At 65.7% G+C, this 25,705-nt stretch carries 20 protein-coding genes and 1 tRNA gene; 18 read left to right on the top strand and 3 right to left on the bottom strand.

Annotated elements, in window-relative coordinates:
• Nucleotides 1-150 precede the first annotated feature (150 nt).
• The 4 genes from serA (at nt 151) to ACM9LZ_RS00720 (ending at nt 5,925) form a co-directional block, all read left to right on the top strand.
• Complete coding sequence (serA, locus tag ACM9LZ_RS00735) at nt 151-1,731, top strand: phosphoglycerate dehydrogenase (RefSeq protein ID WP_416617418.1); 1,581 nt, start codon at nt 151-153, stop codon at nt 1,729-1,731.
• Between the two features lie 228 nt (nt 1,732-1,959).
• On the top strand, nt 1,960-2,322 hold the full coding sequence (locus ACM9LZ_RS00730; RefSeq protein WP_054167173.1) for a methyl-accepting chemotaxis protein: 363 nt from the start codon (nt 1,960-1,962) through the stop codon (nt 2,320-2,322).
• Nucleotides 2,323-2,427: 105 nt separating this feature from the next.
• Entirely contained in the window at nt 2,428-3,630 is a 1,203-nt protein-coding gene (locus tag ACM9LZ_RS00725; protein ID WP_416617417.1) for a TIGR03862 family flavoprotein, read from the top strand.
• A 147-nt stretch (nt 3,631-3,777) separates the two neighbouring features.
• Nucleotides 3,778-5,925 (top strand): TonB-dependent receptor domain-containing protein, encoded by a 2,148-nt coding sequence (locus tag ACM9LZ_RS00720; RefSeq protein WP_416617416.1) that lies wholly within the window; start codon nt 3,778-3,780, stop codon nt 5,923-5,925.
• A gap of 208 nt (nt 5,926-6,133) precedes the next feature.
• On the opposite strand, the gene ACM9LZ_RS00715 is transcribed toward ACM9LZ_RS00720, so the two are convergent.
• Nucleotides 6,134-6,445 (bottom strand): hypothetical protein, encoded by a 312-nt coding sequence (locus ACM9LZ_RS00715; protein WP_416617415.1) that lies wholly within the window; start codon nt 6,443-6,445, stop codon nt 6,134-6,136.
• A gap of 20 nt (nt 6,446-6,465) precedes the next feature.
• Nucleotides 6,466-6,732, bottom strand: a complete 267-nt coding sequence (locus tag ACM9LZ_RS00710; RefSeq protein ID WP_416617414.1) for a hypothetical protein — start codon at nt 6,730-6,732, stop codon at nt 6,466-6,468.
• A 161-nt stretch (nt 6,733-6,893) separates the two neighbouring features.
• On the opposite strand from ACM9LZ_RS00710, the gene ACM9LZ_RS00705 reads away from it, so the two are divergent.
• Nucleotides 6,894-7,883 (top strand): esterase-like activity of phytase family protein, encoded by a 990-nt coding sequence (locus ACM9LZ_RS00705; protein WP_416617413.1) that lies wholly within the window; start codon nt 6,894-6,896, stop codon nt 7,881-7,883.
• A 45-nt stretch (nt 7,884-7,928) separates the two neighbouring features.
• Here the strand turns inward: ACM9LZ_RS00705 and ACM9LZ_RS00700 are convergent, their stop codons facing one another.
• On the bottom strand, nt 7,929-9,725 hold the full coding sequence (locus ACM9LZ_RS00700; protein WP_416617412.1) for a PHA/PHB synthase family protein: 1,797 nt from the start codon (nt 9,723-9,725) through the stop codon (nt 7,929-7,931).
• 184 nt (nt 9,726-9,909) lie between these two features.
• On the opposite strand from ACM9LZ_RS00700, the gene ACM9LZ_RS00695 reads away from it, so the two are divergent.
• The 13 genes from ACM9LZ_RS00695 to ACM9LZ_RS00635 all read left to right on the top strand — a co-directional run bounded on the left by ACM9LZ_RS00695 (nt 9,910) and on the right by ACM9LZ_RS00635 (nt 25,592).
• Complete coding sequence (locus ACM9LZ_RS00695; protein WP_416617411.1) at nt 9,910-10,356, top strand: hypothetical protein; 447 nt, start codon at nt 9,910-9,912, stop codon at nt 10,354-10,356.
• 153 nt (nt 10,357-10,509) lie between these two features.
• Nucleotides 10,510-11,739 carry an LL-diaminopimelate aminotransferase gene (locus ACM9LZ_RS00690; RefSeq protein ID WP_416617410.1) on the top strand — a complete coding sequence of 410 codons (1,230 nt, stop codon included), beginning with the start codon at nt 10,510-10,512 and terminating at the stop codon, nt 11,737-11,739.
• Between the two features lie 11 nt (nt 11,740-11,750).
• Entirely contained in the window at nt 11,751-13,049 is a 1,299-nt protein-coding gene (locus tag ACM9LZ_RS00685) for a homoserine dehydrogenase (RefSeq protein WP_416617409.1), read from the top strand.
• A 129-nt stretch (nt 13,050-13,178) separates the two neighbouring features.
• Nucleotides 13,179-14,153, top strand: coding sequence for a class II fructose-bisphosphatase (gene glpX / locus ACM9LZ_RS00680; RefSeq protein ID WP_416617630.1), 975 nt, complete (start codon nt 13,179-13,181; stop codon nt 14,151-14,153).
• Between the two features lie 156 nt (nt 14,154-14,309).
• Nucleotides 14,310-16,103, top strand: a complete 1,794-nt coding sequence (gene recJ, locus ACM9LZ_RS00675; protein ID WP_416617408.1) for a single-stranded-DNA-specific exonuclease RecJ — start codon at nt 14,310-14,312, stop codon at nt 16,101-16,103.
• A 187-nt stretch (nt 16,104-16,290) separates the two neighbouring features.
• Complete coding sequence (locus ACM9LZ_RS00670; RefSeq protein WP_416617407.1) at nt 16,291-17,814, top strand: hypothetical protein; 1,524 nt, start codon at nt 16,291-16,293, stop codon at nt 17,812-17,814.
• Nucleotides 17,815-17,909: 95 nt separating this feature from the next.
• A tRNA-Glu gene (locus ACM9LZ_RS00665) sits at nt 17,910-17,985 on the top strand.
• 149 nt (nt 17,986-18,134) lie between these two features.
• A complete protein-coding gene (locus ACM9LZ_RS00660; RefSeq protein ID WP_416617406.1) occupies nt 18,135-18,338 on the top strand; it encodes a hypothetical protein in 204 nt (67 codons plus the stop codon).
• A 145-nt stretch (nt 18,339-18,483) separates the two neighbouring features.
• Complete coding sequence (locus ACM9LZ_RS00655; RefSeq protein WP_416617405.1) at nt 18,484-18,909, top strand: hypothetical protein; 426 nt, start codon at nt 18,484-18,486, stop codon at nt 18,907-18,909.
• 78 nt (nt 18,910-18,987) lie between these two features.
• On the top strand, nt 18,988-20,646 hold the full coding sequence (locus ACM9LZ_RS00650; protein WP_416617404.1) for a hypothetical protein: 1,659 nt from the start codon (nt 18,988-18,990) through the stop codon (nt 20,644-20,646).
• Nucleotides 20,647-20,657: 11 nt separating this feature from the next.
• Nucleotides 20,658-23,795 (top strand): efflux RND transporter permease subunit, encoded by a 3,138-nt coding sequence (locus ACM9LZ_RS00645; protein ID WP_416617403.1) that lies wholly within the window; start codon nt 20,658-20,660, stop codon nt 23,793-23,795.
• A 44-nt stretch (nt 23,796-23,839) separates the two neighbouring features.
• A complete protein-coding gene (locus tag ACM9LZ_RS00640) occupies nt 23,840-24,289 on the top strand; it encodes a hypothetical protein (protein WP_416617402.1) in 450 nt (149 codons plus the stop codon).
• A 388-nt stretch (nt 24,290-24,677) separates the two neighbouring features.
• Complete coding sequence (locus ACM9LZ_RS00635) at nt 24,678-25,592, top strand: tetratricopeptide repeat protein (protein ID WP_416617401.1); 915 nt, start codon at nt 24,678-24,680, stop codon at nt 25,590-25,592.
• Nucleotides 25,593-25,705: the final 113 nt, after the last annotated feature.

Below are 25,705 nucleotides of genomic sequence, written 5' to 3'. Positions count from 1 at the left end.
GTTCCGGCGAACGCCGCTTGGCGCAACCATTGCTGTGAAGTGCCTTCCCCTGCCTTTGCGGGGGGAAGGCACAAAGGGCAAATGGTGACCCAGTGCGAGCCGGACCCCGTTTCCAACGATATCCCGCATCTCCATGCGAAGGACATTCCCATGCCCAAGGTTCTGATTTCCGACAGCCTTTCCCCCCGCGCCGTCGAGATTTTCAAGGAGCGCGGCGTCGAGGTCGACGTGAAGGTCGGCCTGAAGCCCGATGAGCTGAAGGCCATCATCGGCGAGTATGATGGTCTGGCCATCCGGTCGGCGACCAAGGTGACCAAGGAAATCCTGGCCGCCGCCACCAACCTGAAGGTTGTCGGCCGCGCCGGCATCGGTGTCGACAATGTCGACATTCCGGCCGCCACGGCCCGTGGCGTCGTCGTCATGAACACGCCGTTCGGCAACTCGATCACGACCGCCGAACATGCCATCGCCATGATGTTCGCGCTGGCCCGTGAGATCCCGGCCGCCAATGCCTCCACCCATGCCGGCAAGTGGGAAAAGAACCGCTTCATGGGCGTGGAACTGTTCGGCAAGGTGCTGGGCGTCATCGGCTGCGGCAATATCGGTGGCATCGTCGCCGACCGCGCCATCGGCCTGAAGATGAAGGTCGTCGCCTTCGACCCGTTCCTGTCGCCGGAGCGCGCCACGGAAATCGGCGTGGAGAAGGTGGAACTGGACGACCTGCTGCGCCGCGCCGACTTCATCACCCTGCACACGCCGCTGACCGAGGCCACCAAGAACGTCCTGGATGCCAAGGCGCTGGCCAAGACCAAGAAGGGCGTGCGCATCATCAATTGCGCCCGTGGCGGCCTGATCGTGGAAGAGGCGCTGCAGGCGGCCATCGAGGCCGGGCATGTTGCCGGTGCCGCGCTGGACGTGTTCGCGGAGGAGCCGGCCAAGGCCCACCCGCTGTTCGGCAATGAGAAGGTCGTGGCCACCCCGCACCTGGGCGCCTCCACCACCGAAGCACAGGAAAATGTGGCTCTGCAGGTGGCGGAGCAGCTGGCCGACTATCTGGTCAACGGCGCCGTCGTCAACGCGCTGAACATGCCGTCGGTGTCGGCGGAGGATGCGCCGAAGCTGCGCCCCTACATGAAGCTGGCCGAGCAGTTGGGTGGCTTCGCGGGTCAGATCACCGAGACGGGCCTGAAGGCCGTGACCATCGAGTATGAAGGCCAGGCTGCGGAACTGAACACCCGTCCGCTGACCGCCATCGTGCTGAAGGGCCTGCTGGGCCCGCTGATGGAATCGGTCAACATGGTCAACGCCCCCGTCATCGCCAAGGAACGCGACATCAAGGTCAGCGAGACCAAGCGCGAGGTGGCCGGCGATTACCAGACCCTGGTCCGCGTCATCGTGCAGACCGAACAGCGCACCCGGTCGGTGGCCGGCACCCTGTTCGGCGGCGACAAGCCGCGCCTGGTGGAGATCGAGGAGGTCCCCGTCGAAGCGGAGGTCACCCCGCACATGCTGTTCGTCCGCAACGAGGACAAGCCGGGCTTCATCGGCAAGCTGGGCAGCACCCTGGGTGACGCCGGCGTCAACATCGCCACCTTCCATCTGGGTCGCACGGCACCGGGCGCGAACGCCATCTGCCTGGTGTCGGTTGACCAGAAGGTGGGAGAAGACCTGCTGGCCACCATCCGCGCACTGCCCAGCGTGGTGCGCGCCACGGCCCTGACCTTCGGTTGATCCGGAAAGGGCGGTCAGCCGTCCGGGAAAGGGGGAGGGCGCCGGCCCTCCCCCTTTTCTTTTCAGCAGCCGGCCTGCCCCCTTTCCATCGGCGCCACCCCTCCAAAAGTGATGGCGGGCGTGGAAAATCGTAACGATCACTCTCTGCGGTTTGTGATATGAAGTCTGGCAGACCCAGGCTGGGCCCGGGTCCTTTTCGGACAACCCATAGACGCAAGGCCTTTGCAGATGAAGTACGGCAGCGAATCGAGCAATCTCTCCGGCGCCGGCAAGAGCGAGGTGTCCTCCGCCCTGCAGGAAATCAGCCGTGAACTGGAAGGCCTGCGGACCGAGATCGAGAAGGTCGGCACCGTGGCGCAGCAGATCGACGCCATCGCCAAGCAGACCAACCTGCTGGCCCTGAACGCCACCATCGAAGCCGCGCGTGCGGGTGAGGCCGGCAAGGGCTTCGCCGTTGTGGCCGGCGAGGTGAAGAACCTGTCGGGCCAGACCGCCGCCGCTACGGCCGAAATCTCTGCCGTGCTGCAAAGCCTGACCAAGCGTACCCAGCATCTGGGCCAGCTTGTCGAGCGGGCGATCACCCACGCCTGACCGAACGCTGCGACAAAATCGGGGGGCGGTGCCGGTGACGGTGCCGCCCCTTGGCTTTTTGCTGCCGCCCTTCACGCTTCCCTTTCATCTCCACGGAAAATTGCCATGCCCCGCCCTGTCGTGATCATCGGTGCCGGTCCGGCCGGCCTCATGGCGGCGGAAACCCTGGCAGCGGCCGGCCGGCTGGTGGAAATCCACGATGCCATGCCGTCGCCGGCCCGCAAGTTCCTGATGGCTGGCCGTGGCGGGCTGAACATAACCCATTCCGAACCCCTGGACCGGTTCATCACCCGCTATGGTGCGGGGCGGTCCTTCATGGACCCGTTGATCCGCGCCTTTACGCCCAGTGACCTGCGCGGCTGGTGCCATGGGCTGGGGGTGGAAACCTTTGTCGGGTCGTCCGGGCGCGTGTTCCCGAAAAGCTTCAAGGCGTCCGTTCTGCTGCGGGCCTGGCTGCAACGTCTGGACGGGTTGGGGGTCAAGCTGTTCACCCGTCACCGTTGGACGGGCTGGGACGGGGACGGGGCGCTGGCTTTCGATACGGCCGCGGGGCCCCTGTCCGTCATGCCGTCGGCCACCATCCTGGCACTGGGGGGGGCGAGCTGGCCGCGCCTGGGGTCGGATGGTGGCTGGGCAGCGATACTGGCGGCGCGCGGTGTGCCGCTGGCGCCTTTCCGCCCGTCGAACAGCGGCTTCGATCTTTCCTGGTCGCAAGGCTTTCTGGAGCGGGCGGAGGGGCAGCCCTTGAAGCGGGTCGCCATCCATTTCCAGGACCGCACCGTTCCCGGTGAACTGGTGGTGACGCGGACAGGGCTGGAAGGGGGCGCGCTTTATGCCCTGTCAGCCCCGTTGCGCGAGGCCATCGACAAGCAGGGCAGGGCAGTCATCCATCTCGACCTGAAGCCGGACATGACCCTGGCCCAGGTCCAGAACCGGCTGGCGCGGGTACCCCCGGCAGACAGTCTCGCCAACCGCCTGCGCAAGGCGCTGGCCCTGACCCCGCCCATGGGGGCGCTGCTGCGTGAATTTTGCGGCGACCAGGATGTGGGTCGGGCCTCCGTGCTGGCCGGCCTGGTCAAGGCGCTGCCCGTGCCGCTGGCGGGGCAGCGGGGGCTGGACAGGGCCATTTCCACGGCCGGCGGCATCAGGCTGTCTGCGCTGGACGGCAATCTGATGCTGCGGGACCTGCCGGGCGTCTTTGCCTGTGGCGAGATGGTGGATTGGGAAGCGCCGACCGGCGGTTACCTTCTGCAGGGCTGCTACGCCACGGCTGTCGCCGCTGCGCGTGGCGCGGCCGCATTGACGTGAGCCTGTTTTTCTATAGCGCGTCTGTCATCATACGACAATAAGAATGAGAATCTCTCTTAACAACGCTTGACGATAAGATGGTCGCCTGCCAAAAGGGCGGCCAGTTGGATCGTCTCGCGTATTCAAGAAACATCATAAGGTGTGGTGATGACATGCTCCCTGTTGCCGTCCATGCGGACGGCGCTGCTGGGAACGGCTGCCTGCGTTCTGGCATGCGCCGCCCAGGCCCAATCCGCTGATCCCGCAACCCAGGTCGCCCAGCGCCCCTTGACGGAAGAGATTGTGGTCACCGCATCCGGCTTCGCGCAGAAGCTGGTGGAGGCGCCGGCCAGCATCACCGTCCTGGGACAGCAGGACCTGCGGGAAAAGGCCTATGGCAGCCTGGCCGAGGCGCTGGTGGATGTCGAGGGGGTGGATGTCGGTGACACGGCCGGTAAGACGGGCGGCCTCAACATCTCCATGCGCGGCATGCCCAGTGACTACACGCTGGTGCTGATCGATGGGCGCCGTCAGAACAGTGCCGGCAGTGTCACGCCCAATGGCTTTGGCGAAACATCCACCAGCTTCATGCCGCCCATGTCGGCCATCGAGCGGATCGAGATCGTGCGCGGCCCGATGTCGACGCTTTACGGCTCCGATGCCATGGGTGGCGTCGTCAACATCATCACCCGCAAGCCGGGCAAGGAATGGGCAGGTTCCATCAGCCTGTCCAAGACCCTGAACGAGGACACCGATTTCGGCAATACCAGCCAGGCCAACATCTATGTCCATGGCCCGCTGCTGGCGGACAAGGTGGCGCTTGCGCTTCGTGGTTCGGTGCTGGATCGCGGTGCGTCGGATCTGGCCTATGCGGATGCCAGCGGTAATGAGATCGAGGTTTCCAAGCGTGGCCCCAGCCCCGTGGAGGCGCTGATCCGCACCGCCGGTGCCCGCCTGACCATCTCGCCCAACGCCGATCACGACATCTGGTTCGACGCGGATGGCGCCTGGCAGAAATATGAGAATGGCGACAACCAGTTGGGCACGGTCGGCACCCAGGGCGGCTATGGCCCCACCCAGCGTTTCAATCGTGAGCAATATACGCTGGCCTATACCTGGCGCATCACGCCGGATTATACGCTGGACACGTCGGTGATGCGCAACACGACGGAAACTATCGGCCGGACCCTGCCGCCGGGAACGCCCGGCAAGGTGGCGGGCGCGCCCCGCACGCTGGAGTCGGAGAACACCATCTATGACGCCAAGCTGAATGGCCGCATCGGCAATCATACGGCGACCCTGGGCGGCCAATGGTGGGACGCGGAGATGGTGGATGGGGTGGCCCCCGCACCTTATACGCACCGGCAATGGGCGTTGTTCGCCGAGGATGAATGGCGGTTCATGCCCGATTTCGCGCTGACCGTCGGTGTTCGCCACGACGATCACAGTTCCTTTGGCGGCCATACCAGCCCGCGCGCTTATCTGGTCTGGAACGCGACCCAGGCACTGATCCTGAAGGGCGGTGTCAGCCGGGGGTACAAGACCCCCCGTCTGGAACAGTTGGCTGATGGCATCACCGGCTTCACGGGGCAGGGGACGATCCCGTCTATCGGTAGCCCCGGATTGAAGCCGGAAACCAGCACCAGCACGGAAATCGCCGCCTATTTCGATGATGGCGGCTGGCTGTCGGGCAATGTCACCCTGTTCAACAACGAATTTCAGGACAAGATTGCCAGTGGCCCCGGCCTGCTGAACTGTTCCTTTGCCGCATCGCCCAACCGGCCGGGTTGTGTGGATTACGGCAACTGGCCGCGCGTAGACTTGTTCAGCCAGTCCGTGAACGTGGACGAGGCGGTGACCCGGGGCGGTGAGCTGGCTCTGCGGGCCCGGCTGCACGAGGATTGGACGCTGACCAGCAACTACACCTATACCGACAGCGAGCAGAAGAGCGGGGCGGCCAAGGGGCAGCCGCTGACCAACACGCCCAAGCACATGGTCAATGCCGCCCTGCGCTGGCAGGCGACCGACCAGGTGAATGCGTGGGTGCGGGGCGAATACCGGTCCCGGCGTTTCCGCAGCGACGCGGTGGCCCGCGCCGGGCTGGGGAATTTCAAGGGATACAACCTGTTCCATGTCGGCGGCGCCTATGAGGTGTCGGAAAACGTCACCATCAATGCCACGGTCTATAACGTGCTGGACCGCAACTTCCTGCGCTATCTGCCCTATGCCAGTGGTGCCAACACGCTTTATGCCAATGAATACAACAACAACCAGCAGGGCCGCCGGCTCTGGGTGTCCGTCAATGTCGACTTCTGATTCGAATAAGCATTGATCAGACCCTCGGCTGCGACAACCGTCGCACCGTTCTGCGGCGCGCCCGAGCCAGCGGATGCTGGTGCCGACGGATTTAGGCGTCGGGCGCCGCCATCCGGCGGCTTTGTGCATGGGCGCGCGGCCTTCTGACGTCAAAGGCCCGGACGGCGCACCGTCCGGGCCTTTGTTTTCAGGGCCTGGCGCTGCGCGGTCAGGAGAACAGGCGGGCGAAGAACCCCTTGGGCTTTTCCGGCACTTTCGGCTTCTTCGTTGCGGCGGCGGCGGGGCGCTTGCCCATGACATATTCGTTGCGGAACCGCTCGAAATCCTCGCGCCGTCCGAACTTGAACAGCACATTCAGGACCTGGGACCGCAGGCCGGTATCAACGCTCATCTCTTCCTGCATGCCCAGGAATTCCAGCGCCCACAGGCCCTTGATATTGTCGTTGATCCAGTCCTCGGCCTTTTCCATGTCGCCGCGGTTCTTGAACTTCATCGTGATTTCAAAGCTGTAACTGCTCATCCGCCCCGCCTGCCCGTTGATCAGTCAAGAATGTGCGACGCAATCACCAGCACGATGATGACGCCGATCAGGGCCAGCACCGGGTTGTTGCGCACGAAATCGTTCAATTGGGTCAGCCATTCCGGCTTGCCGCTGGCGACAACCGGTGCCGGCTCGGGCGGCGGGGGGACGGCAGCCCCGGCACCGGCCACCCGATCTTCCAGCACGGCCAGTCGCGCTTCGATCCGGTCCAGTCGCGCAGTGTCGCCCGACAATTCAGGTTCCGGGCCCGCTTCAATGCCTGTCATCTTGTCAATGCCCATCGATTTTTGCCCGCTGATTTCGAGGGATGCCATTTCCTGGTGAGAGAGGATAAACGTTTCGCAGTCGCGATAGGAAGGGGAACTGAACGGCCCTGACCGATTGGCATAAGCCGTTCGTGCCATTCGCTGAAAGGAGTATGCCACCGATGATCCGCTCTGTCTGCGTGCTGCCGGTGCTTCTGTCGCTCGCCCTGCTGTGCGGCGGCTGTGCGAGTGGCCGGGAAGGACCGCCCAGCGTGCCCGTCGCCCTGCTGGAGGAACCGGTCGGTGCGCCGCGGGCCGGTGAACTGCTTTGGCGGGGAAGCCTGCATCTGCGTGACGGCAATGCTGATTTCGGTGGCTTGTCCAGCCTGCGCGTCGCCCCTGATGGCAGCCAGTTCGTGGCCATCAGCGACCGTGGACGGCGTATCGCCGGCCGGCTCTCCTATGATGGAGAGGGCAGGCTGGCCGCTGCGTCGGATTTCCAGGTCGCCTTGCTGTTGGGTCCCGATGGGCAGCCGTTCCCGGGTTTCTTCAACGATACGGAGGGGTTGGCGCTGCTGGGCGACTGGCCGGGGGACGGATGGGCCGTCTCCATGGAGCGCCGCCACAGCATCTGGCATTACCCGCCGGCGCTGGCCGGCGTGCCGGCAACGCCGGTCGAAGGTCCCGCCGGCCTGTCCGACCTGCCCTTCAACAGCGGGCTGGAAACCCTGCTGGCCCTTTCCGACGGCCGGTTGCTGGCCATTGCCGAAGGGGGGGAGGGGCAGGGGCTGCACCGCGCCTGGGTCGGCCGGTCCGGTGATTGGATCGAGCTCTGCTACCGGGCGTTGCCGCCGTTCCTGCCTGTCGATGCGGCGCGCCTGCCGGATGGCGGGTTGCTGGTGCTGGAACGGCGGGTGGGGTTGCTGGGCGGCTGGGGCAGTCGCATCGTCCATGTCCCGGCGGCCGACCTGCCGGCCATGCTTGTCCCGGGCGGTGTGCTGGCCGGGCGGGAGATCGCACGCCTGGCATCCCCCATGGCGACGGAAAATTACGAAGGCATCGACGCGCGTGCCCTGCCCGATGGCGGGGTCGCCGTCTATCTGGTGTCGGACGATAATTTCAACAGCCTGTTGCAGCGCACGCTGCTGACCATGTTCGAATGGCGGCCATGAGGGATGCCGCCCCCGCACCCATTCGGTGCGGGGGCGGCGGCGGCATCAATCCGAGGCGCGCAGCTTCACGTAGGAACCGGGCGCAGGCTCGACCGGTGTCAGCTTCCCGTCGCCCGGCACGCGGGCCGGCACCTTGGGGCCGGCATATTTCTGGATCCATTTGGCATATTCGGGCCACCAGCTTCCCTCCACCTGCCGGGCGCCGGCCAGCCACTGGTCGGGGTCCTTGGGCAGCTTGGTGTTCAGGAAATGGCTGTATTTGTTGGCGGCTGGCGGGTTGACAACGCCCGCGATATGGCCCGACGCCGCCAGCACGAACTTGACCGGACCACCATAAAGCTGGCTTGCCGCATAGGTGGATTTCCACGGGGTGATGTGATCTTCCCGCGTGGACAGCATGAAGGTCGGCACCTTGATGTTGCGCAGGTCGATACTCTCGCCCTTCAGCGTCAGCGCGCCGGGCTGCACCAGCAGATTCCGCTGATACATGTTGCGCAGATAAAAGCTGTGCATGGCGGCCGGCATGCGGGTCGCGTCAGAATTCCAATAAAGAAGGTCGAAGGGGAACGGGTCCTTGCCCAGCAGGTAGTTGTTGACGACGAAGGACCAGATCAGGTCGTTGGCGCGCAGCATGTTGAAGGTTGTCGCCATGGACTGCCCGTTCAGGTAGCCCTGGCTGTTCATCTTCTCCTCAAGCGCGGCCAGTTGCTCCTCGTCAATGAAGACGGAAAGTTCCCCTGGTTCGGTGAAATCGGTCAGCGTGACGAGGTACAGCACGCTTTTCACCCGGTCATCGCCCTTGGCGGCCATATAGGCCAGGGTGGACGCGGTCAGCGTGCCGCCGATGCAATAGCCGACAAGGTTCACTTCCCGCTCGCCCGTCGCCTGCTCCATGGCGTCCAGGGCGGCCAGCGGGCCCTCGGTCATGTAGTCTTCCCATGTCTTGGCCGACAATTTCTCGTCCGGATTGACCCAGGAGACGATGAAGACCGTATGCCCCTGGTCGCACAGCCACTTCACCAGCGAATTGGCCGGGCGCAGATCCAGGATGTAGAATTTGTTGATCCAGGGCGGCACGATCAGCAGCGGCCGCTTATTTTGCTGCTCGGTCGTCGGATTGTACTGGATCAACTGCATCAGGTCGTTCTGAAAGATGACCTGGCCGGGCGTGGCTGCGATATTGCGGCCCACCTCGAACTTCTTGTAGTCGGTCATGGAGATGGCGAGCTGGCCCTTGCCGCGTTCCAGGTCGCCCAGCAGGTTCTCCAGCCCCTTCACCAGATTCTCGCCCCCCGACTCCATCGTGGCGCGCAACACCTCCGGATTGGTCAGCACAAAGTTGCTGGGCGCCATGGCGTCGACGAACTGACGGGTATAGAAATCGACCTTCTTGGCCGTCTTGTCGTCCATGCCCTCCACCTCCTTGACGGTGGATTGCAGCCAGCGTGCCGTCAGCAGGTAGGATTGCTTGATATAGTCGAACAGCGTGTTCTCGTCCCAGGCGCTGTCCTTGAAGCGCTTGTCCTCCTTGGCCGGGGCGACGACCGGTGCCGCCTCCTGGCCCAGCAGGCGCTGGGTCGTGCGCTGCCACAGGGCCATGTAATCCTGCCAGAGCGACATCTGCGCCTGCATCAGCTTGGCCGGGTCCGCCATCAGGCGGGCCGTCATCTCCATGAAGGCGGCCCCGATATTCATCAGGCTCTGCGGCGCACTGCTCTCACCGTTCTGCCGCTGCAGGAAGTCGGCCACCAGCCGCTGGCTCTGTTCGGCGATGCGCGCCATGTTGCGCGACATTTCGACCGGATCGGGGATCTTGATCTCGGGTCCTTGCGGCTCGGCCATGCTGCTTTCCTTAAGCACTCGTTTCCCAAACAGGTGGTTGCCGGACATGCGTTTCTTCTGTGCCCCCGGTGAAGGGGGTGCCGCCGGCTTTGGTCCATGGTACGGCTTTCCGCGTGCCAGCCTGTCCGAAAGAGTGTATGGCAGGCGGGTTGCCGTCCCACTTTTTTTCATACACGATCCGGCCATGATTTTCACCGCCGCATACGTATCGCCCCGTCACTTCGCGGTCCTGGCCGTCATGGGCCTGCTGGCCCTGGCCGGCTGTGCGCGCGTGCCCGTGCCCGACATCGTCTTCGATGACGGTCCCGCCCCGGCACGGCCACAGGACATCACCGACGCCGACCCCGTCCGCGTGCTGACGGGGGAACGGGCGATCCGCCGGGCCGACCCGTCCGCCAAGGGCTCCGCCAACCTCGGCGCCGTGCCCGCCCGGCCGGAGGAATTCTCCAGCCCCATCGAACGTCAGGCCATGATGGACCGCCTGCAGGCCGACCGCGACAGCGGGCAGGCCGCGGGTGACGCGCTGCGCACAGCGCCGCTGGGACCGCGCGGGCGGCCCGACGACATTCCGCAGGTGCCCGAAGCGCCGCCCGCCGCGCCGCAGGCCCTGCCCCGCCCACCCGAAGGCTGACGTCCCCCGCCGGATGTGACGGCATGATGCCGTCCGCCATCCCCGCCGGTCATGGCTGAATGGCGGGGATGGCGCGCAAATTCATGTCGCTTGGGGCTGTTGCGGTGCGCTACATATTTCGCCCCGATCATCTTCAAACCGGTGCCCAGGTCCATGAGCGACACTGAATTCCACCGCATCAAGCGGCTTCCGCCCTATGTCTTCGCAGAAGTGAATGCGATGAAGGCGCGAGCTAGGGCCGCCGCGGAGGACATCATCGACCTCGGCATGGGCAATCCCGACCAGCCGACGCCGCCGCATATCGTGGCGAAGATGGTCGAGGCGGTTCAGAACCCCAAGACCCACCGCTACAGCCAGAGCCGCGGCATTCCCGGCCTGCGCAAGGCGATCAGCGCGTATTACAAACGCCGGTTCGATGTCGATATCGATCCGGAGACCGAGGCGATCGTCACCATCGGTTCCAAGGAAGGGCTGGCCAACCTGGCACAGGCCATCACCAGCCCCGGCGACGTGATCCTGGTGCCCAATCCCAGCTATCCGATCCATCCGTTCGGTTTCATGCTGGCCGGTGCCGCCCTGCGCCACATTCCCGTGGACAAGGGACTGGATGATTTCGTCCCGGCCCTGGAGCGTGCCATCAAGCATTCGGTGCCCAAGCCCACGGCCCTGATCGTCAGCTTCCCGTCCAATCCGACGGGCCAGACCGTGACGCTGGATTTCTACCGCCCCATCGTGGATCTTTGCCTGAAGCACGGGATCTACATCCTGTCCGACATCGCCTATGCCGAGATTTATTTCGACGGCAACCCGCCGCCGTCGGTCCTTCAGATCCCCGAGGCGCGCGACATCACGGTGGAGTTCAACAGCCTGTCGAAGACCTACAGCATGCCGGGCTGGCGTGTCGGATTCGGCGTGGGATCGAAGAAGCTGGTCGGGGCGCTGGCCAAGTTCAAATCCTATGTCGATTACGGCGCCTTCACCCCCATCCAGGTGGCGGCCACGGCGGCGTTGAACGGCCCGCAGGATTGCGTGCTGGAAATCCGGGAAATGTATCGCCACCGCCGCGACGTGCTGGTTGAAGGTCTGCATCAGGCCGGGTGGAACGTGGCCGTGCCCAAGGCCAGCATGTTCGTCTGGGCCGAAATCCCGGACCAGTTCAAGCACCTGGGCAGCCTGGAATTCGCCAAGCTGCTGATGCAGGAGGCCAAGGTGGCCGTCAGCCCCGGCATCGGCTTCGGCGAATATGGCGACAGCCATGTGCGTTTCGGCCTGGTGGAGAACACCCAGCGCATCCGTCAGGCCACGCGCAATATCAAGCTGTTCCTGGACAAGGCGCGCAAGGCCAATGCGCCTGTCACGTCTGAATCCGCCGCTGTTGAGTAAGGATTTTCTTCATGGTTGATGGCAAAGCCCTGCGTATCGGTGTCGCCGGCCTGGGAACGGTCGGCGGCGGGGTCCTGAAGCTCCTGGCCACCCATGGCGAACTGCTGACCCGGCGTGCCGGCCGTCCCATCCAGGTGACGGCCGTGTCCGCCCGCGACCGGTCCCGTGATCGCGGGATTGATCTGTCCGGCCTGCGCTGGCACGACAATGCCGCCGATCTGGCCGTCGATGACGGCATCGATGTGCTGGTGGAACTGATCGGCGGTTCGGACGGGGTTGCCAAGCAGGCCGTGGAGGCGGCGATCGCCGCCGGCAAGCCCGTGGTGACGGCCAACAAGGCCCTGCTGGCCCATCATGGCGCATCGCTGGCCGCCAGGGCGGAAGCGGCTGGCGTCTCGCTGGCCTATGAGGCGGCCGTGGCCGGCGGCATCCCCGCCATCAAGGGGCTGCGGGAAGGGCTGGCCGCCAACAATATCCGTGAAGTCCACGGCATCCTGAACGGCACCTGCAACTATATCCTGACGGAGATGCGGACCACGGGACGCGACTTTGCCGACGTGCTGGCCGATGCCCAGCGCCTGGGCTATGCGGAATCCGATCCGTCGTTCGACGTGGATGGGGTGGACGCCGCGCACAAGCTGGCGGTGCTGACGGCCGTGGCGTTCGGTGTGCATGTCGATTTCAGGTCGGTGCATATCGAGGGCATCCGCCATATCTCGGCGCTCGACATCGCCTATGCGCAGGAACTGGGCTATCGCATCCGCCTGCTGGGCATCGCCCGGCGGACGGAGGATGGGATCGAGCAGCGCGTGCATCCCTGCATGGTGCCGATCAGCAGCCCGATCGGCGCCACGGACGGCGTTTTCAACGCCGTGGTGGCCGATGGCGATTTCGTGGACAAGGTGGTGCTGGTGGGCCGGGGCGCCGGCGAGGGGCCGACGGCGTCCGCCGTGGTGGCCGATCTGGTCGATATCGCGCGCGGCCGTTCCACCCCGACCTTCGGTGTCCCGGCTTCCGCTCTGGAGGTGGCCAAGGCGTCGCCGATCAGCAACCGCCGCGGCCGCTATTATGTGCGTCTGATGGTGGTGGATCGTCCGGGCGTGATCGCAGAGATCGCGGCGACTCTGCGTGACCAGAATGTCTCCATGGAGGCGTTCCTGCAGCGCGGCCGCGCGCCGGGTGAGGCCGTGCCGGTTGTCTGGACCACGCACGATACGGATGAGGCGGCCATGCAGCAGGCGCTCGCCACCATCGCATCGCTGGACAGCGTTACGGAGCCGCCGCGCATGATCCGCATCGAGGATTTCTGACCAACACCGGTACCATACCGGCCGGGAACGGCGCCTGGGCGACGGACCGCAGACAAGACGCCGGCATCGACAAGAAGGGGACAAGCAATGAGTGGCACGACCAATCCCAAGGGCGACATCTCGCTGGTCATGGATCGCAACCTGGCGCTGGAAGTCGTCCGCGTCACCGAGGCGGCGGCCCTGTCGGCCTCCCTGCTGATGGGCCGCGGCGACGAGAAGGCTGCCGATCAGGCGGCCGTGGATGCCATGCGCAAGGCGCTGAACGCGCTGTCCATCGACGGTACGGTCGTGATCGGGGAGGGGGAGCGTGACGAGGCCCCGATGCTTTATATCGGGGAAAAGGTCGGCACCGGCCAGGGCCCCAAGATCGACATCGCGCTGGACCCGCTGGAAGGCACGACCATCTGTGCCAAGGGTGGTCCCAACGCCCTGGCCGTCATCGCCATGGCGGAGGCCGGCGGCTTCCTGAATGCGCCCGACGTCTATATGGACAAGATCGCTGTGGGCGGCGGCCTGCCGGATGGGGTGGTCGACCTGGACGAGAAGGTCGACGCCAACCTGCGGAACCTGGCCAAGGCAAAGGGTGCGGACGTGTCCGAACTGGTCGTCTGCATTCTGGACCGCCCGCGTCACGCCGAGCTGATCGCCCGGGTGCGTGAGGCCGGTGCGCGTATCATGCTGATCGGCGATGGCGACGTGTCCGGCGTGATCGCCACCGCCCAGCCGGCGGCGGGCATCGATCTTTATATGGGGTCCGGTGGTGCGCCGGAAGGTGTGCTGGCCGCCGCCGCGCTGCGCTGTATCGGCGGGCAGTTCCAGGGCCGTCTGCTGTTCCGCAACGATGCCGAGCGGGAGCGTGCCAAGCGTTGGGGCGTGACGGACCTGGACAAGAAGTACGGGCTGTACGATCTGGCCAAGGGCGACGTGATGTTCTGCGCCACGGGCGTGACCACGGGTCCGATGCTGGGCGGCGTGCGTCGCTTCGCCGGTGGTGCCATCACCCATTCGGTGGTGATGCGCTCCAAGTCGGGCACGGTGCGCTATGTCGAAGCGCATCACAATTTCCGCACCAAGACCAGCATGATCCCGGAAGCGAAGCGGTAAGCCTGTACGCCGGTTTTCTCCGGCATGCCTTTCGCTGGGGCGGTAAAATCGTTCCTGCCCTGATCAAGGCCCCGTCATGGGAAGGTCGCCCTTCCGGTGGCGGGGCTTTTTGCTATGGTGAGGCCGGAATCCTTTCACCCGACGGTTCACATTGCCATGACCAATCCCGCCTTTCTGGGCGTTGAAAGCTCCATCACCGGCCGCCGCTGGAAGGCCCGCAACAGTGACGAAAGGCTGGCGCTGGCGCTGGCCCAGGCGCATGGGCTGCCGGAACTGGTGGGGCGCCTGCTGGCCGGACGTGGGGTCGGCGTGGAAGAGGCGGAACGGTTCCTGACCCCCACCCTGCGGGCCTTCATGCCCGATCCATCGGTGCTGCACGACATGGACGTGGCCGCCGAACGGCTGGCCCGCGCCATCCGCGATGGGGAGAAGGTGGCCGTCTTCGGCGATTACGATGTTGATGGTGCCACATCGACGGCCTTGCTGAACCGGTTCTTTCGCTCACTGGGACGGGAATTGCGCGTCTATATTCCCGACCGGATCGAGGAGGGCTACGGCCCGAACCTGCCCGCCCTGCTGAAGCTGAAGGCGGAAGGGGTCGTGCTCGTGGTGACGGTTGATTGCGGCGTCACCAGCTTTGATCCGCTGCACGGGGCTGTGGCGGCCGGGCTGGAAGTGGTGGTGGTGGACCATCACAAGGCCGAGCCGCGCCTGCCGGCCGTGACCGCTGTGGTCAACCCCAATCGCCTGGATGAACCGGCCGGCGGGCCTTTATCGACGCTGGCCGCCGTCGGTGTGACCTTCCTGTTGATCGTGGCGGTCAACCGTGCGCTGCGTAAATCCGGCTTCTACAGCAATGGCCGGACGGAGCCGGACCTGATGTCCTGGCTGGATATCGTGGCGCTGGGAACGGTTTGCGATGTTGTGCCGCTGGTGGGCCTGAACCGGGCCTTCGTGGCGCAGGGGCTGCGCGTCATGGGCAAGCGGGCCAATATCGGCATTTCCGCCCTGGCCGACGTGGCGGGTGTGAACGAGGCGATGGATGCCTACCATGCCGGTTATATTATCGGGCCGCGGGTCAATGCCGGTGGCCGTGTCGGCCGGGCCGATCTCGGCACCACGCTGCTTGCGACGGAGTCGGCCGCGGAGGCGGCGGCGCTGGCCAAGGAACTGCACGCCTTCAACGCCGAACGCCGTGCCATCGAGGCGGCGGTTCTGGACGATGCCATCGCCATGATGGATGCGGAGGTCGATACCTGTCCCGAACTGGTCCTGGCCGTGGGCGAGGGGTGGCACCCCGGTGTCATCGGCATCGTCGCATCGCGCCTGAAGGACCGGTACAGCCGCCCTGCCTGCGTCGTGGCCCTGGACGGCGTGCTGGGCAAGGCGTCGGGCCGGTCGGTGCGCGGCGTGGATCTGGGCTCCGCCATCATCGCCGCCCGTCAGGCGGGCTTGCTAGTGGCGGGCGGTGGGCATGCGATGGCGGCCGGCTTCACCGTGGAACGGGAGAGAATCGACGATTTGCGGGCTTTCCTGCGTGAACGCATCGCCCGGCAACTGGATGATGTCGGGCCGCTTGTGCCATCGATGTCGCTGGATGGCGCAATGTCGGTTCGTGCCGCCAACACCGAATTGCTGCGCCATCTGGAACGCCTGGCTCCCTATGGCACGGGCAATGCCGAACCGCGTTTCGCGGTGACCGACGCGCGTATCGTGAAGGCTGATGTCGTGGGGGCCAATCATGTGCGCTGCATCCTGACGGGCAGCGATGGCAGCCGCCTGAAATCCATCGCTTTCCGGGCCATGGATGGCGATCTGGGGCCTGCCTTGCTGCAAAGTGGCGGCCGGCCCATGCATTTGGCGGGAACTTTGCGGCCCGACCGTTGGAATGGCAATGACGGGGTGCAGTTGTTGATCGATGATGCCGCTGTTTCCGGAAATCCATCCTGAACCAACCATCATCGAGATTTCACCTTTCCTTGATCGGACCTTAACCCGTTCGCGTTAAATTGTTACCAGATCGTTAAAGACAGGCGCCGGCCTTTGTCTTATAGTCTCCCATCGCTCCCCGACCGGGTCGGGCCGTGCGAAACGGGGGGTGGTCGCAAGCGGTTTCTTGAACGGGGCGATCATTGTCATGACGGTACGGTCGGCGGGAACGCCGGTACAGAAGTCCGAGGAAACAAAGACGAAACCCGCGGCGGAGGCGCCAGGGGACTCCGGTTCAGCCGTATCGAAGCTGCAGGCCCATTTCGACCAGTTGGACGACCCGTCCCTGCTGCGCGTGGCCCGCGCCGTGGAAATGGCCCGTGCCGCCGAACGGCGCGATCCGACCGACGAGCAGATCCTGGACACGCTGCGCCCGCGGCTGCGTTCGCTGAAACCCGCCCGCATTCAGACGTTCCAGCGTGCCGTGTGCATGGGGGTAGAGCTTTTCCTTTATAATGGCGACCCGCATGAGGAGAAGCGCAAGGCCGCGCTGCCGCGCCAGATTCTGGCGCCCTGGTGGCGTATCCTGCAGACCTCTCCCCACCGCACCCTGTTGCTGACCATGGAGGCGGAATATGGCCGCGCCGTGCGTGAGCAGCGCTGGACCGATCTTCAGACCTTTGCCGACCGGGGCGCCCTGGCGGCGGCGGACGCCACCCGTGCCATCCTGGATGAGGCACGGCGGTCCTATGGCCGGCGTGGGGAACTGGCGGCCATCCTGGGCAGCGACCGCGCGCTGGAGGATATGGAGGAAATTGCCGTGCTGCTGAGCCTGAACGGGCAATTGACCCCCACGCTGCACCGCATCCGCCGCATGGCGGGGGTGGAGGAAGGACCCGTTTTCGACTTTACGCCCAAGGCGGTCGCCGTGGCCCGCACCGCCTATCTCAACATCCACAATGCCGGTACCGACATCGTGGAATATTTCTTCTTCGGCCTGATGACCATGCTGGCGCAACCGTTCCAGGCGTTGCGGCTGGTGCGCATGCTGTCCCAGGACATGACGCATGTGTCGGGCAACCACCCGGCCCGGCTCATCCCCGCCCGGCTTTTCTCTGATCTGACCCGCACCCTGACGGAAATCGGCCGTGCCGCTGGCGGCCCCGTCATGGCCCGGCGCGTCTGGTTGCTGACCAGCGCCCGGCTGGTGTCGGATGCGCAGGTGATGATCAAGGGCCTGGCGGAGGAGGTTCACGTCGAGCCGAATCCGGAATGGCAGCGCCTGCTGGCCGAGGCGCGCAACCGCGTCATGCAGGCGGTCGACAGTTTCCTGGCAGCCGCGATGCAGGATTGCGCCATCGTGCTGCCCGTCAAGCAGTTGCAGGAGAAGAAGGGTGCGGAGGTGCGGCTGGAACCCGACATGACCCACGCCCCGACGGAAGAGGAACTGGGCATCGCCCAGGCCGCCACCGTCCTGTTCACGGCCGTGAAGAAGCTGATGGAGCAGGAGGGCCAGGAACGGCTGGTGCGCGCCAAGGAGGCCGACCTGGAACAGCGGCTGGAAATCGGGATCAATTTCCGTGTGGAGTATCTGCGTGCGCGGCCCCGTCACGGAATCGCCCTGGCCCAGTTGGCCGGCGTGCTGAAGGTGCTGAAGGGATTGCCGTCGCTGAACATCATCCGCGACCTGGAATATCGTGTCGAGCGGACCCTGGACCGATATAAGAAATGATCCCTTCGGGTCTCGGAATGGGCGATATGCAGGATCATGAAAAAAAGTGCTTGATCAGGCCCGTCGTCCCGGCTAATTAACCGCCCACCGACGACGTCCCCATCGTCTAGAGGCCTAGGACACCAGCCTTTCACGTTGGTAACACGGGTTCGAATCCCGTTGGGGACGCCACCTTCCAGGAAGGTAATTCTTGGGTGTGGCGCCGGAGCCGGATGCTTGACTTTGGCATCATTTGGCAGATACGGAAAAAGCCCCGTGCCGAAAGGCCGGGGCTTTTTCGTTGCCTATCACTGGTTACCGTAACCGTTAAGGGATTGATCATGCGTTCGATGGAAGGACAGCGCAGCGACAACCGGCCCCTGAAGCGCAACGACGCGGAGAAGCGCCGCGCCTTGTTGCAGCTTGAATCGGCCTTGGCCGCCCTGGGCCCGAAGCCGACTCCCGGTTTGAAGGACACGATGCTGGAGCGCATCCGCGCCCTGAAGGCCGAACTGGCGGCCGGCGAGACGAAATCGCGACGCTGACCGGCCTCCAAAGGGCCGGACCCCTGCAAAGGCGGGCTCGCGCAGGCGATGCCCGCCTTTTTAATGGCTGATCACCGGTCAAGCCGCTTGCGGCGGCCGGCACGTCGGCCCATTCTTCCACAGGTTATCGCACCGGGAAGGACGCATGTCGCGCATCGGGCTTTATTGGACAGGTTTGCTGAAGGCCGGCGCCGTGGCGCTGGTGCTGGCCCTGTTCGGCCTGTCCGCCGCCGCGGCTCATGATGGTGCGCACCATGCCGGTGACGGAACGGCAACGCCGACAAGTTTCGTTTCGGCGCCGGCCCATGGTGATTGCCATGACATGGCCGGCCATGGCGTCACGGCCGCTGGGCAGGATCATCGGCGCGATCACGGGACCGATGGCCGTTGTCAGGATCTTTGCGCCTGCGGTTGCCTGTCTGCCTGCATGACCCATATGCCGGCCGGACTGCCGGCTGGGTCCGGACCCTTTGTCCGGGCCGTGTCGGGCCTGTGCCTGCCGCCGTCCCGCAGCGATGATCCCGCCGGGCGGCACCCACCCCCCGATCTTCGCCCCCCGCTTTCCACCTGACGCCGATGTTCGTGCCGGCGCCCTTCCTGTCGGGAAGGGTGGGCCGGCTTGTTTCACGTGCCGTCGATGGAATATCCCATGCTTGTCCCGATGCGCCTGCTCTGCGGGGTGTTGCTGCTTGCGGCCCTGATGGTGCCGTTGCCCGCTATTTCTCATGAAGGCCATGATCACGGCCCCGCCGCGCCTGTCCCCGCTGATCGCGCCGATACCCCGTCCATGCTTGAAGCCGATGGCGGTGATGTTCAGCTTGTCGGTCTGTTGCGGGGACCCGACCTGACCCTGTTCATCGACCGGCTGGCTGACAACAGCCCGGTCACGGAAGCGAAAGTCACCCTTTCCGTGGATGGGGGGGCACCGGTGCCCGTGCCGGCCGCCGCCGACGGGACATATCAACTGGCCGTTCCATGGGCCGGCCGGCCCGGCGATTACGCGCTGGCCCTGACCGTGACAGGTGACGGGATGGCCGACCTGCTGGTCGGCACCCTGACGGTTCCCCGTGCGGCAACAGAAAAAGGCCCCGACGGGGGGATCGGGCTTGGTGCGCTGCTGGCCGGTATGGGGGTGGGCTTCGCCCTGGGTTTGCTGCTGGCCGCCGGCATCGCCCTGATGCGCCGCCGCGGGACGGGCTTGGTCCTGGTGCTGCTGGTGCTGCTGTCCTGGCCTGCGGGCCGCGTGCTGGCCCATGAGGGTCATGACCATGGCGGGCCGGCGGATGTGGCGCCCCCGTTTGGCACGCGGCCGGCCCGTCTGCCCGATGGCGGCCTTTTTGTGCCCAAACCGACGCAGCGTCTGCTGTCGGTGCGCACCATGCTTCTGGACGTGGGACAGGTGGCCCCCGTCCGTCCCCTGGCGGGCCGCATCATCGCCGATCCCAACCGGTCCGGCTGGGTGCAGTCGCCGCAATCGGGACGGCTGATGCCGCCGGAAGGGGGATTTCCCCTGCCCGGCACTGTTGTGAAGGCGGAACAGGTGCTGGCCTATGTCGAGCCGGTTCTGCGGGTGGAGGAGGGGGGCGGCATCTCTGAACAGCTCGCCGGACTGGATCGCGAGATCCGGCTGGCCCGCCAGCAATGGGAGCGTGTGTCGAAGCTGTCGGGTGCCGTGCCGCAGCGGGAGATCGATGCCGCACAAACCAACCTGGATGGCCTGCTGCGGCAACGCCGGGCCTTGTCCCGGGCCCAGGTGGCCCGTGTGCCGCTGGTCGCCCCCATCGACGGGGTGATCACGGCCACCAGCGCCATCGCCGGCATGATGATCGAGGATCGGGATGTCACCCCGATCTTCGAACTGGCCGATCCCGGGGTGCTGCTGGTGGAGGCCCTGTCCTTCGACGGCCCGCCGCCGCCCGGTGCCGGCTTTGTCGCGGCGATCGGCGCGCGCGCGGTGCCGCTGGTCCTGGTGGGACAGGGGCCGGGGCCGGCGGGGGCCACCCGCCTGCTGTTGCGCCTGCCGGACGGAGAAACATGGGGTGAAAGGCCGCCCGTTGCCGGTGCCATCCTGTCGTTGTTCCTGAGGACCGGTCCGGTGGAAGAGGGGCTGTTGCTGCCGCGCACCGCATTGGTGCGCGGGCCCGACGGGCTGCCCGCCATACTCGAACATGCGGGTGCGCAGCGATTCGTGCCCCATGCCGTGCGCACGGTGCCGGCCGGGGCGGAACATGTCCGCGTGCTGGCGGGCGCCGATGCCGGCATGCGCATCGTGGTGCAGGGCGCCGACCTGCTGAACCAGATACGATAGGGGGGCGTGCGATGTTCACGACAATCGTCGCCGCCAGCCTGCGCAACCGTGTGCTGGTGCTGGTGGTCGCCCTGCTGCTGATGGTCTATGGCGTTTTCACGCTGGACCGTCTGTCGGTGGATGTCTTCCCGGACCTGAACCGGCCGACCATCACCTTGATGACCGAAAGCCCCGGCCTGGCGCCGGAGGAGGTGGAACGGCTGGTCAGCTTTCCCATCGAAACCGCCATGAACGGCATGCCCGGTGTGGAGCGGGTGCGCAGCACATCGGCCGCCGGCCTGTCCGTGGTGACGGTGGAGTTCGGCTGGGCCACGGAAATCCATCGCAACCGGCAACAGGTGGCGGAACGGCTGTCACGGCTGTCGGACCGTCTGCCGCCGGGGGCGGTGCCTCAGATGGGCCCCATCTCCTCCATCATGGGAGAGATCATGCTGGTCGCCCTGACGCCGGCGGCCGATGGGGCGATCGATCCGATGCGCCTGCGCGATCTGGCCGACTGGAATGTGCGGCCCCGTCTGTTGTCCATCCCTGGCGTCTCCCAAGTCATTCCCATGGGCGGGCAGGTGCGTCAGTTCCGCGTGGCACCCGATACGGGCCGCATGGCCCTTCTGGGCGTCACGCTGGCCGACCTGCGGACGGCGCTGGCCGGCTATGGTGCCAATGCCGGCGGCGGTGTGGTGGACCGGCAGGGGGAGGAACTGCTGATCCGCGGCATCGGCCGCACCGACCGGCTGGAGGACCTGCGCCGTCTTGCCGTGGCCGTGCGCGACGGTGCCGTGATCACCCTGGGCGATGTGGCGCTGGTCGAGCATGCCCCCCGTCCGCGTCGCGGCGATGCCGGGCTGGATGGCGGTCCGGCCGTGCTTATCTCGGTGCAGAAGCAGCCGGATGCCGACACGCTGACCCTGACGCGGGCTGTGGAACAGGCGCTTGATGAACTGTCTGCCGGCATGCCCGCAGGCGTGGCGGCACCCGCCATCGTTTTCCGGCAGGCCGATTTCATCGAGAACAGTGTCGCCAATGTGGGCCGCGTCCTGGTGGAGGCCGGGGTGGTGGTGGCCATCATCCTCTTCCTGTTCCTGGGTAATGCCCGGACCACGCTGATCAGCCTGACGGCCATTCCCGTTTCCCTGCTGGTCACGGTGCTGGTTTTCAAGGCGCTGGGCCTGACCATCAACACCATGACGCTGGGCGGGCTGGCGATCGCCATCGGCGAAATGGTCGATGATGCGGTGGTGGATGTGGAGAACATCTTCCGCCGCCTGCGGGAGAATGCGGCCCGGCCCGCGCCGGGGCCTGTATTCTCCATCGTGCTGGCAGCCAGTGCGGAGGTGCGGTCGGGCATCGTTTACGCCACGGCCATCATCGTCCTGGTCTTCGTGCCGCTGTTCGCCCTTTCGGGGGTGGAAGGGCGGCTGTTCGCGCCGCTGGGCATCGCCTATATCACCGCGATCCTGGCCAGTCTGGTCACGGCCATCACGGTGACCCCGGTGCTGGCCTTTCATCTGTTGCCCCGCCTGGCGGGGGCCATCCATCGCGAAGGCTGGCTGGTCCGCCGTCTTAAGGCGGGCAACGACCGGCTGCTGGACCTGGCCTTCGCGCATCGCGGGGCTGTCCTGGGCGGCGTGGCGGTTGCCATCCTGGCGGCGCTGGCGGCCGTCCCCTTCCTGCCACGCGCCTTCCTGCCCGACTTCAACGAAGGCACGCTGACCATAACGCTGTCGCTGAACCCCGGCATCGCGCTGGACCCGTCGGCGTCGGTGGGACGCATGGCGGAAAGTCTGATCCTGGAGGTGCCCGAGGTGACGGGCATCGCCCGTCGGACGGGACGGGCCGAACTGGATGAACATGCCATGGGCGTTCACATGTCCGAGATGGAGGCGCATCTGCGGCCATCTGCACGGGGAAAGGCGGAGATCTTGGCGGATATCCGCCAGCGGCTGTCGGCACTGCCCGTGTCGGTCAATCTGGGGCAGCCTATTTCACACCGCCTGGATCACATGCTGTCCGGCGTGCGGGCGCAGTTGGCCGTCAAGCTGTATGGCGAGGACATGCAGGCCCTGCGGGCACTGGCGGGCGGGTTGCAACAGCGCCTGTCCACCATTCCGGGGCTGGTCGACCTGCAGATCGAAAAGCAGGTGCTGATCCCGCAGGTGCGCGTGGCGGTGGACCCGGACCGCGCCCGTGCCCATGGCGTGACCCCGGCCGCCGTGCTGCACGCCGTGGAGGTTCTCTCCAATGGCGAGACGATGGCGGAGATCATCGAAGGCGAGCGCCGGCACGATCTTGTCCTGCGGCTGGTCGATGAGGATCGCCGGCCGGCGGCGCTGGGCCGGCTTCTGATCGACACGGCCGTCGGCCCCGTGCCGCTCGCCCATCTGGCCAGCGTGACGGAGGCCGATGGCCCGAACGAGATCATGCGCGAGAATGGCCGGCGGCGGCTGGCCATTCTGGCCAATGGCGACGGGCGCCGGGACATGGCGGCCATCGTCGCGGATATTCGAGCCGTTCTGGCCGACACCCCGATGCAGGCCGGCACGCATGCCAGCCTGGAAGGCACCTTCCAGGCGCAGGAACAGGCGGCGCGGACCATGGTGCTGCTATCCCTGGTTTCCTTCGTGCTGGTCCTGCTGCTGCTCTACAGCCGCTACCGCTCGCTCGTGCCCGTGCTGATCATCATGGGCACCGTGCCGATGGCGCTGATCGGGTCCGTGGCGGCCCTGTGGCTGGCCGGCCTGCCCCTGTCGGTGGCCAGCATGGTGGGTTTCATCACCCTGGCGGGTATTGCCACCCGCAATGGCATTCTGAAAGTCAGCCATTACATCAACCTCTGCCGGATCGAGGGGGAGGTTTTCGGCCCCGCCATGATCCGGCGCGGCAGCCGGGAACGACTGGTGCCGGTGCTGATGACGGCCCTATCAGCCGGGCTGGCGCTGGTGCCGCTGTTGATCGGGGCCGATGCGCCGGGCAAGGAAATCCTGCATCCCGTCGCCGTCACCATCTTCGGCGGTCTGATCAGTGCCACGCTGCTGGACATGATCCTGACCCCGATCCTGTTCGCCCGGTTCGGCGGTCCCGCCATTGAACGGCTGCGGGGCGATAAATCCCCTGAAACCAGCGCAAACGGCCACCCGGCCGAGATTTTCTGACCCTAACGGCCACTTGGCCGGGATTTCTGAAAGGAGAAATGTCCATGAACAAGCAATTTGCCCTGATTCTGGCTGCTGCGCTGGCGGTGTCGCCATTGCCGGCGCTGGCCCATGCGCCGCCCGTCGGGCCGCATGGCGGTATGCAGGTGCATGCCGGGCCGCTGCATCAGGAACTGATGATCGCCGACGGCACCCTGACGCTCTACCTCAACACGATGCACGACAAGCCGGTGGACACGGCCGGGGCGACAGGCACCGCGACCCTGCTGCTGGATGGCGCGCCGGTGCAGGTCGCTCTGGCACCCGCCGGTCCCAACAGCCTGTCGGGCCGCCTGGATCAGGCGGTGCCCGCCGGGACCCGCATCGCCACCCTCGTCACCCTGGCCGGCAAGGGACCATTGCAGGCGCGTTACGAGTGGAAGCCGGCCGACACGCAGGCGCACGGCCACGATCATGGCGACCACGGGGATCATACCGGGCATGAGGGGCATTGACCCCGGCATCCGGCCCCCAAGGCGTGACTATTCCGATATCGGATGAATTGGCTTGACCTGTGGTGCGAAACGCCCCATCTTTGTCTTGTCGTTGCAACTTGCAGAAAGGAGGTGATCCGATGTCTCGTTCCACTTTGCGGACCCGCGCGGATCTCTCCGGCATCCGGGTTCTCGCCGGCTGATCGGAAAGCATCCGCAGGCGGGGTCCACCGCCAAAGCGGATCGTCCATGATCGTCATGGAAGACGGGGCCGGTCCCGAAAGGGACCGGCCCCGTTTTTTATCGTCAAAGCGCAGGGTTAAGACTGCTGCGTGGTTTCGTTTTCCTTTACGACTTGCTATCAAGTCGGTGTTGACAAGGTCCCACCAGGAATCCGGGTAGTCTTTTCATGAATCGCCATGATCGCCGTCGCAAGATCGCCGACCTGACCAAGTCCGATGCGATGCTGAATAGTTTTCCGTCCGACATGCGGGCGGCGACGGAACTGCACCGGCAGGGCCGGTTGAAGGAAGCGGCGGATACGCTGCGCAAGATCACCAAGATCTATGCCGAACATCCGGACATCCGTGTCGCCTGGTCCAACCTGGGCGCCACCCTGCAGGGCCTGGGCAAGATCGACGAGGCGATCACCGCCCTGAAGAAGGCCCGCGCGCTGAAGCCGGACCATCCGCCGCCGCATCATAATCTGGGCATGGCGCTGGCCCAGCAGGGCAAGCTGGACGAAGCCATCGAAAGCCTGACCCGCGCGGTGGAGCTGGATCCCGATTTCCGTGACGCCTGGTCGGGTCTGGCTCTGGTGCGGGAACAGACCGGGGAATTGCCGTTGGCCGCGGAGGCGTGGCAGCGGGCCACCCAGGCCGATCCCAACGCACTGGAACCGCTGTTCAACCTGGGCAATGTTCTGTTCCGGATGGGGCAATTGGCCGATGCGGCCGCGGCCTTCGAATCGTGCCTGGCCCGCCGTCCGCAGATGCCGGAAGCGCTATATGCCCTTGGCCGTGTGCATGAGGCGGCGGGCAATGTCGATACGGCGGCCGAGGCCTATCTGGCCGCCACCCGTCTTGCCCCGCAGGTGCAGGTGGGCCATGTTCAGCTTGCCAACATGATCGCCGGCGTCGCCCGGATCGATCTGCCCAAGGCGCAGGCGCTGGCCGATCTCTATCGTGAAACCCACCCCGACAGCCCGATCGTGCCCCAGATTGCCGCGCGGCTGGAAGAGGTGGCCAGGGAGAACGGTGCTGCGGAAAATGGCGATGCGGCTCCGCCGGCCGAACCGGCTGCTGCATCCCTGGGTCAGGCCTGATATCCGGCGCCAGAGGCTTCGGGCAGGTCGGACTTGCGCCGTGATGTCGTCGAACGCCCGTCGGTTTCACCGGCGGGCGTTTTTGTGTCCGCATGAAATGAGGATAAAAAAAG

It is taken from the genome of Niveispirillum fermenti (assembly GCF_048066175.1).
GTDB classification, from domain to species: Bacteria; Pseudomonadota; Alphaproteobacteria; order Azospirillales; family Azospirillaceae; genus Niveispirillum; species Niveispirillum fermenti.
The sequence above is the reverse complement of the archived record's forward strand: the minus strand, read 5'-3'. Positions and strand labels throughout refer to the sequence as shown.

Bases quoted from the DNA above. Each gene is read 5' to 3' on its own strand.
- ACM9LZ_RS00670 (WP_416617407.1), top strand. From the start codon at position 16,291: ATGACGGTACGGTCGGCGGGAACGCCGGTACAGAAGTCCGAGGAAACA.
- serA (WP_416617418.1), top strand. From the start codon at position 151: ATGCCCAAGGTTCTGATTTCCGACAGCCTTTCCCCCCGCGCCGTCGAG.
- ACM9LZ_RS00660 (WP_416617406.1), top strand. From the start codon at position 18,135: ATGCGTTCGATGGAAGGACAGCGCAGCGACAACCGGCCCCTGAAGCGC.
- ACM9LZ_RS00715 (WP_416617415.1), bottom strand. From the start codon at position 6,445: ATGAGCAGTTACAGCTTTGAAATCACGATGAAGTTCAAGAACCGCGGC.
- ACM9LZ_RS00700 (WP_416617412.1), bottom strand. From the start codon at position 9,725: ATGGCCGAGCCGCAAGGACCCGAGATCAAGATCCCCGATCCGGTCGAA.
- recJ (WP_416617408.1), top strand. From the start codon at position 14,310: ATGACCAATCCCGCCTTTCTGGGCGTTGAAAGCTCCATCACCGGCCGC.
- ACM9LZ_RS00730 (WP_054167173.1), top strand. From the start codon at position 1,960: ATGAAGTACGGCAGCGAATCGAGCAATCTCTCCGGCGCCGGCAAGAGC.
- ACM9LZ_RS00655 (WP_416617405.1), top strand. From the start codon at position 18,484: ATGTCGCGCATCGGGCTTTATTGGACAGGTTTGCTGAAGGCCGGCGCC.
- ACM9LZ_RS00710 (WP_416617414.1), bottom strand. From the start codon at position 6,732: ATGACAGGCATTGAAGCGGGCCCGGAACCTGAATTGTCGGGCGACACT.
- ACM9LZ_RS00705 (WP_416617413.1), top strand. From the start codon at position 6,894: ATGATCCGCTCTGTCTGCGTGCTGCCGGTGCTTCTGTCGCTCGCCCTG.
- ACM9LZ_RS00685 (WP_416617409.1), top strand. From the start codon at position 11,751: ATGGTTGATGGCAAAGCCCTGCGTATCGGTGTCGCCGGCCTGGGAACG.
- ACM9LZ_RS00645 (WP_416617403.1), top strand. From the start codon at position 20,658: ATGTTCACGACAATCGTCGCCGCCAGCCTGCGCAACCGTGTGCTGGTG.
- ACM9LZ_RS00725 (WP_416617417.1), top strand. From the start codon at position 2,428: ATGCCCCGCCCTGTCGTGATCATCGGTGCCGGTCCGGCCGGCCTCATG.
- ACM9LZ_RS00640 (WP_416617402.1), top strand. From the start codon at position 23,840: ATGAACAAGCAATTTGCCCTGATTCTGGCTGCTGCGCTGGCGGTGTCG.
- glpX (WP_416617630.1), top strand. From the start codon at position 13,179: ATGGATCGCAACCTGGCGCTGGAAGTCGTCCGCGTCACCGAGGCGGCG.
- ACM9LZ_RS00650 (WP_416617404.1), top strand. From the start codon at position 18,988: ATGCTTGTCCCGATGCGCCTGCTCTGCGGGGTGTTGCTGCTTGCGGCC.
- ACM9LZ_RS00695 (WP_416617411.1), top strand. From the start codon at position 9,910: ATGATTTTCACCGCCGCATACGTATCGCCCCGTCACTTCGCGGTCCTG.
- ACM9LZ_RS00690 (WP_416617410.1), top strand. From the start codon at position 10,510: ATGAGCGACACTGAATTCCACCGCATCAAGCGGCTTCCGCCCTATGTC.
- ACM9LZ_RS00635 (WP_416617401.1), top strand. From the start codon at position 24,678: ATGAATCGCCATGATCGCCGTCGCAAGATCGCCGACCTGACCAAGTCC.
- ACM9LZ_RS00720 (WP_416617416.1), top strand. From the start codon at position 3,778: ATGACATGCTCCCTGTTGCCGTCCATGCGGACGGCGCTGCTGGGAACG.